Source organism: Moorena producens 3L, from assembly GCF_000211815.1.
In the GTDB taxonomy this organism is placed as follows: domain Bacteria; phylum Cyanobacteriota; class Cyanobacteriia; order Cyanobacteriales; family Coleofasciculaceae; genus Moorena; species Moorena producens.
On the sequence record NZ_GL890826.1, the window covers coordinates 1 to 8295 of the forward strand.

Sequence of the window (8295 nt, forward strand, 5' to 3'; positions counted from 1 at the left end):
CCATCTGGCCATCAATCGTCTTTATGATGGGTATTCAACCGGACTTGAGCTTACCTCTCAATGTAAGCATTCAGCTATCAGCTATCAGCTATCAGCTATCAGCTTTCAGCTTTCAGCTTTCAGCTTTCAGCTATCAGCTAATGGGTCCGATGGGTCGAAGCCTGTGCCAAGCTACAGATGGTGCTTTTGAATAAAACAGGTAACCATTCGAATAATGCTGAGTTAAGTCTGCTAACGGCTGACCGCTGACGGCTGACCGCACCTCAAGTAGCACCATCTGTAGCGCATATGCTTACCCCTCAATTCAATTTTGACGGAGTAGTAGTCTCCGACAAGTGTTAAGGGTTATGTCAAAAATTGTAAAAAAATGTAAATATAATTAAGGTAGACTATGAAAAAATAAACGGTTTTAATATCATGGATCAACCCCAGCCATCAACACCGGAGTTACTCAAAACCATATTGGAACCGCTACTAGTAGATTTTGACTACTGGTTTGAGCGATCGCTTTCGTTGTTAGAAACTGAAGATATCACCTTTTTGAGCACGGAGGAACAATCTGACCTACTAAAGCGGGTAAAGCAAGCCCAGCAGGAGGTAAATACAGCTAAAATGCTTTTTAAAGCTACCGATGGTCAAGTAGGAGTTGAACTTTCTACCATGATGCCATGGCACCAATTAGTGAGAGAATGTTGGGGAGTGGCAATCCGGTGGCGATCATTGGCATCCGGTGCATCCGAGTCAGCGGCCTCAGGGAATGACTAATCTTGACGCACCTAGATTCAGGAAATGATTGAGGAAATAGTGGACTACCATTTGTTAAGGTTAACTAACCACCTATAAAAAGCCGTTTTTTATCCCTGAGCAAGACAAGGAGTTAAAGACCAACTATTCGGTCGGGAGGATAATACGATGTTACACCTAATTTATCTAATTGCCTTTACTGTTCTAGCATTTTTAGCGATTGGAAATTTAATTCGTAACCTATTAAGTTTGAGTTTTGATTCCCAGCGTTCTTTCTCAGCATCGGGAAAATCACCCGCCCAATGGGGTCGGAATCAAGTGAATGCCAATCCATCTCCTGCTAAGTCAGTACCGCACCCGGAACTGCTTGATGATAGTGGCAACCCTATCAATGAACCGCTGTTAGTGATGCGGTCAATGACCGTTGAAGACGCTCGCCAACAGTTAGACGCTATATACAATTCTTCTCCGGGTAACACCAAGGGCACGCCAGAAGAAAACCAGTAGTCTATTGATTTCACGTTAGGGCTAGACCAAGGGAAAGGGGATAAGCAAAACTATTTCCCCTGACCGAATTCGTCGGTGGAAAAACTATAGCGCTGCGCCCAGGCAATAGGGAATAGGAAATAGCGATGCAGCGCTGAATCCATTTTCCTTGACAGACAGCATTCAATTAGTAAGTATTAAACCGGACTAGATCTGATTTATTTGCCATAGGCAAACCAACTTGCATTAGCACTGTAAACCCGCGTGTCTCCCCAGGTTTCCAATACATAATGAAACCCCTCTCGGTTGACATCAGTGACATCAACTTTTAATCGGAGATTTTCATCATTATCACTATCGATGTCGTTTAAAGCAATATAAACCACAGGCTCAGAAGCAAAGTTGGTATTAAACTTTTGCTCACCTGATATTCTTCGTCTGCCATCACCCTTTGATAAATTCCCTTCCCTAACAGAAATTTCTCCACTCTCCAGTCTAATCTGTGAACTAGCCACTTCTTCGATACTTCGAGAGATAGTAATCAGCTGATTACTATCTTGAGTTAAGTTATTGATCCGTTCAACTATATCTCCCAAGGCGACTGGGTCTGATTCTAGAAGAGCATTAAGTTTTTTCTCTATAGTAGAAGCGTTGATATCTAAGCTTTGCACCTTACTATTTAGATACTGAGCTTGTTTTTGATAGTCTTGAGTTTGGGCTTTGATAGTTTGAGTTTGTTGCTGAAGACCTTGCAGATCAACTCGGTTATCAAATAGAGAATTATTTATACGTTTGTTGAGTTTATCAAGTTGTTCTTCTTGATTTTTTAGATGTCCTTTTACAGAACTATCAACAAGACTAGACATGACTACAAAACCACTGACGGTGGTCAATAGGGTAGTAAAAACCAACAAGCCAATCACTAGGTGAAATTGTGTTCTAAATTCCTTCCTGAGTTCCTCAGCTATTTTGGGTGAAAATAGTTGTAATTCTGTATAAATTAAAGCTCTGATATCTGTAGAGCGCTTATCCAGATAACTTCGGTAGGTATCTAGTTCTTTCTTGAGATCATCTCGTTCGCTTCTGAGGCGATCGATAGTTTTTTTAAGTATGTCAAAATCATTCATAGTAACCAAGTGGCTAAACACCGACAATTCCTTAGATAGTTTAGATAGTAAGATACTAATCAACTATCTCCATTATTTCGACAAGCCCGCCAAATACCCTATGGGCTGTTATAGCTGAAATTGCTCTATTCGCCAACTACAGAGGCTGATCTGATGGCACCCAGGATAATCCATGGTGAACAGTAAATGGTGATAGGTAGGGGGTTGGCAAAATTATCTCTTATCCATTACCCATTACCCATTACCCATTACCTACTATAGCGCTAGTCGCTCTAATCATTGCACTCTGTTAAATAATGCTTCGTGAGACCCGGAGCTGGGGGGATTCCGGAGATCTAAATCTAAATTTAGAAATTTTCTAATCAATTGAGACGATCAGCATCAGCCAAAGGATTCCAGACTTAATGCTCATGGTGAGGGGCGTTACGTACCTTCCTGATTGTATAGGGCAAAACCCCTACCAGCAGAGCAAAGGCTTCATCTGGCAGTTGGGCAATAGTGTTGGCATCAAAACCAAATCCCTCAAACTGTTCAAGAATCTGTTGGGTTCGTTTTATCGGACTTGGATCTTCTGTAATTTGTTTAGTCAGTCGAATCCATTGCCGCCGAATCAAATAAGCACGCCGTCGCTCTTCAGCTGATTCTGGAGAAACCAAAGACAGATTGCCCACTGGGACTACTCCCTGACAATCAAGATCAAATATTCCTCCTACAGCCGAACCTGGTCCTGCGAATTCTGCATGGTAGTGCTTATATATGATTAGGCCATTGCGACGCCTACTATTAACAATTAACAATTGTTTATCCCGAAATTGCGAGAGAATTTCTGATGGCTGTGAGTCTCTCATCTTATTCTTGCAGAGGTTCAGGCTTTCCTGGTTCATGCCACTTAGGGGTTGAGGATTGGCGAGACCCTGGTTGTGACCAACCACCTCCTTTGGGTAAAGAGCTATCTGGTAATAGTGTTGGTATTCACTCTCCATCTGAAACTATATGGCGTAATATCTTAGAGCAGGTAAGCACCCAAGCTAAAAGCCCCGATCCGCTTTCCTTAAAATAGCTGTAAATTTTTGAAAATACACAAAAGGGAGAGTCAAGTTTTGTTCAACTACCATTTCCAACTATAAACTTGGGTTTAACCTAAGTTTATAGTTATCAAAAAACACCTCAAAATGGCTTCAAGACACCAAAACTTTGTATGGCTAGATACTAAATTATAGATGATTTGGTATCAATAGCTACAATTTATCGGTATAAAGCAACTTTTGTGGTTTAGTACCGTAGATTTCATGGGATTTACAAGTAGACCGTAACACAAATCAACTAAATTTCGACCCTGGCGAGGTCTTCAAACAACAATTTTCTTGAAAGCTTTATCAATAACCCCCTTTTTGATCTGTTACCAAAAACGATACTCTGCTACAGATAGTCTGAACAAAAATGTTGTATTACATATTTTGTTTGTTTTGTCAATGTGATAAATCACCAAATGTATGTGTTATTCGTCAGCTTGATAACTCCATTATGACGAAATTCAGCCTACTAAGACAGACTCTGACCCGGTGAACTAAAACCAGCAGGATTAATCTGCTTGTGTAAGAGCAGGCGTTTGGGAAGCCTAAGCAATCCTCCGGTATAGCTTGGTTCTACCCGATGCAGTTCATATCCCCTCTTGAGATAAAGTTGCCTGGCCTGATAATTGTTTTCCAAAACATGCAAGTAGAGGTCTTGAAAGCCCCATTCTAGGGCAGTTTGCTCACAAGCCAAGAGCAAATTTTCTCCGACTCCTTGCCGCCGACAAGACTTTCTGACAGCCAGATTGGACAGGTAAAGATGTTGGCAGTTGGGCTTTGGCCAGCAATAGCGAGAACGGAGTGTTAGCTCTACAGTACCAGCTAGCATGTCACTGGTACCAGCAGAACCGGAAACGGTAGTGACGGCGACTAAACACAGGTAATGGGGTAAACTAGATCCCAGTCTGTGGCGCAAATCTTCGTAAATACCCAGTCTTAATAGAGGGTGAAGCCAGCTGATGAGCCCTTTTTGAGGGTGAAAGCTATCTGCAAGAATATCTGCTACAGTGCTGATATCCTCACATTGAGCAGCACGTATAGTGACTTGAGATATACCACCAGCCAAGGTATCTTGACCAGTAGGGACAGATTTATGAAGGGTTAAGAATGAAAAGCAGGAATCCACAACTACAAAATTAAAATTATTTGGGAATGGTAAACTCTATTATTTGGGAATGGTAAACTCTAACTAAAGTATGTAGACTATACGCCGAAGGGGTTCTAAGTTCCCCCCCCCTAGCTTCCCGTAGGTTCAAGGCACCAGAAGGTATATGGCTAAGAAGTCTGAAGGAGGTATGAGCAATTGAGTTCGAAACTATTTACCCCATTTCAGGCCAGGTAAATATTAAGGTAAATAGGAGACATTAAACGTTATACTTCATAATTAATACCTTTTCTTGATGCAATAGCGAGTGGGGGAAACCCCCAAGACCGTAATGGTGCGTTTACAGTCGTCGAATTAAATTCGCCACGGGTCGCACCTCTGCATCGCTTTTGAGAAGTTTGATCAAAATCGGCTGACGGGATTAGCTTAAGTGATTAGCGACCACCTTAAACTAGAAAGTCTTCAAGATCAGGTAGTTCACACACCTTAAACTAGAAAGTCTTCAACGTCAGGTAGTTCACATTATTCTATCGCTATTGAAACATGACGAATCATAAGACTGACTGGACCCCAATCATTAAGAAATTTGTGGCGATAGTAGGCAAAAATGGTGTGGTTCAACGTCGTGAAGAATTGTTGACCTATGAATGTGATGGTCTGGCCAGCTATCGCCAACGACCAGCGGTAGTAGTGCTACCACGCACTACCGAACAAGTCTCAGAGGTGCTTAAGATATGCGATCGCTATTCTATTCCTTGGGTGGCACGGGGTGCTGGCACCGGATTATCCGGTGGTGCTCTACCTATAGAAGATGGTGTGTTGATTGTCACTGCCCTAATGAAGGGTATCCTGGACATTGACCTGGAAAATCAGCGAATTGTAGTACAACCAGGCTTAATCAACAACTGGGTGACCCAAGCGGTAAGTGGTGCGGGTTTCTATTATGCCCCTGATCCCTCCAGTCAAATTATTTGTTCCATTGGTGGCAATGTGGCTGAGAACTCTGGTGGTGTCCATTGCCTCAAATATGGTGTGACCACTAATCACGTCATGGGGTTAAAATTGGTTCTTCCGGACGGTTCAATTGTGGATGTAGGGGGATCAGTTCAAGAAATGCCTGGTTACGACCTAACCGGCTTATTTGTTGGTTCCGAAGGCACCTTGGGGATCGCTACAGAAATTACCCTGCGCATCCTCAAGAGACCAGAATCAATTTGTGTCCTCCTAGCGGACTTTACTAGCATTGAAGCTGCTGGTACTGCAGTGACTGACATTATTGGTGCTGGGATCATTCCTGCGGGCATGGAAATGATGGATAATCTCAGCATCAATGCGGTAGAGGACGTAGTGGCAACAGGTTGTTATCCGAGGGATGCTGGAGCAATATTGCTGGTAGAACTGGATGGCTTAAAGGTAGAAGTGGATACTAATAAACGGCGGGTTGCCCAACTGTGTAAACAGAATGGGGCAAGAAATATCACGACGGCTAGGGACGAAGAAACCCGCCTGAAATTATGGAAAGGTCGCAAAGCGGCTTTTGCTGCGGCAGGGAAGATTAGCCCCAATTATTTCGTCCAAGATGGGGTGATTCCTCGCACTGAGTTAGCGGGTGTTTTGAGGGAGATTGAGGCATTAAGTGAGAAATCTGGGTACACAATAGCTAACGTATTCCATGCGGGTGATGGAAATCTACACCCCCTAATCTTGTACGATGAAAAGGTGCCTGGGGCATTAGAAGAGGTAGAAAATGTTGGTGGCGAAATCCTCAAACTCTGTGTCAAAGCAGGGGGGAGTATATCTGGGGAACATGGGATTGGTGCGGATAAGAACTGTTTTATGCCAGATATGTTCACGTATACGGACTTGGAAACGATGAAATGGGTTAATCAGGTATTCAATCCCAAGGGTTTAGCCAATCCAGGCAAGGTATTTCCGACACCCCGGACTTGTGGAGAGGCAGCAAATGCCGGAAAAACAACGGAATTTGAGTCTATAGAGCGTTTTTAAACTAAGTTTCGTGAGTTCGACATGAGCCTTCGTTATCCAGAACTCAATCCCTTCGCGACCATTCAAAATTATCAATTCAAAATTCAAAACTACCCCATAAATGAATTGGGTGTGGCTCTTTTGGAAAGACGTTTGGTCAGGTTTAGAGAGGTATCGGAAGAGTAGGAGGAGCAGTAATAGAGCAACGAGCTTGAATTAGTCGTTTCATCAAAGGAAGGCCATCTTTGTACAAAGACAAGTGATTACGTTTATGCTCTTGCTTTAAGTGAAAGGGCCAATACTCTTGCCAATCACCGCTAACATAAAGCGAGCGCAGACGTAAAACCGCCTCAGCACCCATAAGACTCCATCTAGCCCCGGTAATGTCCATCCTGTCTTTGATTAAGTGACGACAAGCGCCCTCAATAACCCCAGTGGCAATGGGAAGACCAGCTTTCAAGTAATCGTGGTATTTGAGGTAAGCAGCGTTGTGAGTAAATATCTGGCACACTTATCCACTGGCTGACGTTGTGATGCAGAAAGTTGGCGCTTTGTAGCGCTACCACGCATACCCCCAGCAACTGTACTCGATTTACCTTCAAGGATCAGCAGTAAACGTTTACTAACCCAAACTTCGGCTTGTTGACTAGTGTCCGAATAGAAGGCAAATGCAGCCTTCCACAGATACTCAATCACATGAATAATATCCAGGACAATCGTTAACTTGAGATGGTGTTCGCGAGCAAATTTTTTCAAAGCGCGATAATTGTGTCTTGTTACCATCGACCAGAGCGCAAAAACGCTTGTGTTGATTGGGGTCGCGGTGTAATGCCTCGTCAAAAGCTTCTTTTATAACAAGTGATGGTTCTTTAACTAAACTTGCCCAAACACGCTTACCGATTGGTTTGGGTCGTTTGATTTTTTTGTGTTCTTCTTCTGTGCTGACAATTTGTTGAGGTGTACGAACAAAAGGGTTGATGGTATAAACTGAAGCCACTGTTGCCATTCGCTTTGAATTGCGTTTTTCCCCCTTAGTTAATCGTTTATTTAACTTCTTGCTATTTGCCAGCGCTCTTTTTTGCGTGGGAGCACGTAAGTCTTCTGTAGGCATGACAACACCCTTGCCATCCACACTAATAACTACTATTTCCCCCGTCTCCTTCAATTCAACCGATTGTGCTTGTTGATGAGCATAGAATTGATCAAAGTCACAAGCACTTTGATCAGCCAATTGTTCAACTTGTCGCTTACCAACTTTTGCGGCTGTTGTTTTCTGTATGATTTCGACTGTTTCGCCAAACCCTGAACGAGCTACTTCGACAGCCACTCGCTCTCTCAGTCCGTGGGAGTATTTTTCTACTGGTAGGTTTAACTCGGCATCGAGTGGGTTGAGGGAAGTTATTTTTCGTCCACCATAACCGATTCGATTGGCGATGATCGTGCCGAATATTGTTGTCGAGCTTCCTTGTAAATCTCTTCTTATGGGTTCTCTTGGCTTCGTCGTTACCTAAAGCATTCTCCTTCGATCTCGTCATCACTTCGTCTGTCGAAGTAACCTTGCAGCAGTCGTCTTAATAGTTCGTATCCGTTTTCAAGCAGTTTACTCTCTAATTCCCCATGTTGTAAACCGCAAACACTATCTGAACCCAGCCAGTCCACTATTTCTTCAAATAGCTCTCGCGCTTGTGAGAAAAACATGTCTTCATTTGAGATCGATGGTTGCATAGGTCCAAACTTTTCCTGAACTACTGCTGACTTTTTCAGCTGGTCACCC

Annotated in this window: 6 protein-coding genes and 2 pseudogenes; 4 read left to right on the forward strand and 4 right to left on the reverse strand. The window is 43.1% G+C overall.

Features of this window, described 5'->3' with window-relative positions:
• The 3 genes and pseudogenes from LYNGBM3L_RS46965 to LYNGBM3L_RS04295 form a co-directional block, all read left to right on the forward strand.
• Positions 1–194 (forward strand): annotated as a pseudogene (locus tag LYNGBM3L_RS46965) (hypothetical protein); the annotation flags it as partial.
• A gap of 223 nt (positions 195–417) precedes the next feature.
• Positions 418–765, forward strand: coding sequence for a DUF2605 domain-containing protein (locus tag LYNGBM3L_RS04290; protein ID WP_008179530.1), 348 nt, complete (start codon positions 418–420; stop codon positions 763–765).
• Positions 766–912: 147 nt separating this feature from the next.
• Positions 913–1251, forward strand: a complete 339-nt coding sequence (locus tag LYNGBM3L_RS04295) for a DUF2973 domain-containing protein (RefSeq protein ID WP_008179531.1) — start codon at positions 913–915, stop codon at positions 1249–1251.
• 197 nt (positions 1252–1448) lie between these two features.
• On the opposite strand, the gene LYNGBM3L_RS37835 is transcribed toward LYNGBM3L_RS04295, so the two are convergent.
• The 3 genes from LYNGBM3L_RS37835 to LYNGBM3L_RS04310 all read right to left on the reverse strand — a co-directional run bounded on the left by LYNGBM3L_RS37835 (position 1449) and on the right by LYNGBM3L_RS04310 (position 4556).
• Positions 1449–2378 carry an H-type lectin domain-containing protein gene (locus LYNGBM3L_RS37835; RefSeq protein WP_207554313.1) on the reverse strand — a complete coding sequence of 310 codons (930 nt, stop codon included), beginning with the start codon at positions 2376–2378 and terminating at the stop codon, positions 1449–1451.
• A gap of 380 nt (positions 2379–2758) precedes the next feature.
• A complete protein-coding gene (locus LYNGBM3L_RS04305; protein ID WP_008179536.1) occupies positions 2759–3340 on the reverse strand; it encodes a hypothetical protein in 582 nt (193 codons plus the stop codon).
• Between the two features lie 559 nt (positions 3341–3899).
• Positions 3900–4556, reverse strand: a complete 657-nt coding sequence (locus LYNGBM3L_RS04310; protein ID WP_008179539.1) for a GNAT family N-acetyltransferase — start codon at positions 4554–4556, stop codon at positions 3900–3902.
• 522 nt (positions 4557–5078) lie between these two features.
• Between LYNGBM3L_RS04310 and glcD the strand changes: the two genes are divergently transcribed.
• Positions 5079–6542: a glycolate oxidase subunit GlcD gene (gene glcD, locus LYNGBM3L_RS04315; protein ID WP_008179542.1), complete on the forward strand. Its 1464-nt coding sequence runs from the start codon at positions 5079–5081 to the stop codon at positions 6540–6542.
• A 142-nt stretch (positions 6543–6684) separates the two neighbouring features.
• On the opposite strand, the pseudogene LYNGBM3L_RS37840 reads toward glcD, so the two are convergent.
• Positions 6685–8246, reverse strand: a pseudogene (locus tag LYNGBM3L_RS37840) (ISKra4-like element ISMpr2 family transposase).
• Between the last annotated feature and the right edge of the window lie 49 nt (positions 8247–8295).

Coding starts and splice junctions, on each gene's coding strand:
- LYNGBM3L_RS04305 (WP_008179536.1), bottom strand. CDS start 3,340: ATGGAGAGTGAATACCAACACTATTACCAGATAGCTCTTTACCCAAAG.
- LYNGBM3L_RS04290 (WP_008179530.1), top strand. CDS start 418: ATGGATCAACCCCAGCCATCAACACCGGAGTTACTCAAAACCATATTG.
- glcD (WP_008179542.1), top strand. CDS start 5,079: ATGACGAATCATAAGACTGACTGGACCCCAATCATTAAGAAATTTGTG.
- LYNGBM3L_RS04295 (WP_008179531.1), top strand. CDS start 913: ATGTTACACCTAATTTATCTAATTGCCTTTACTGTTCTAGCATTTTTA.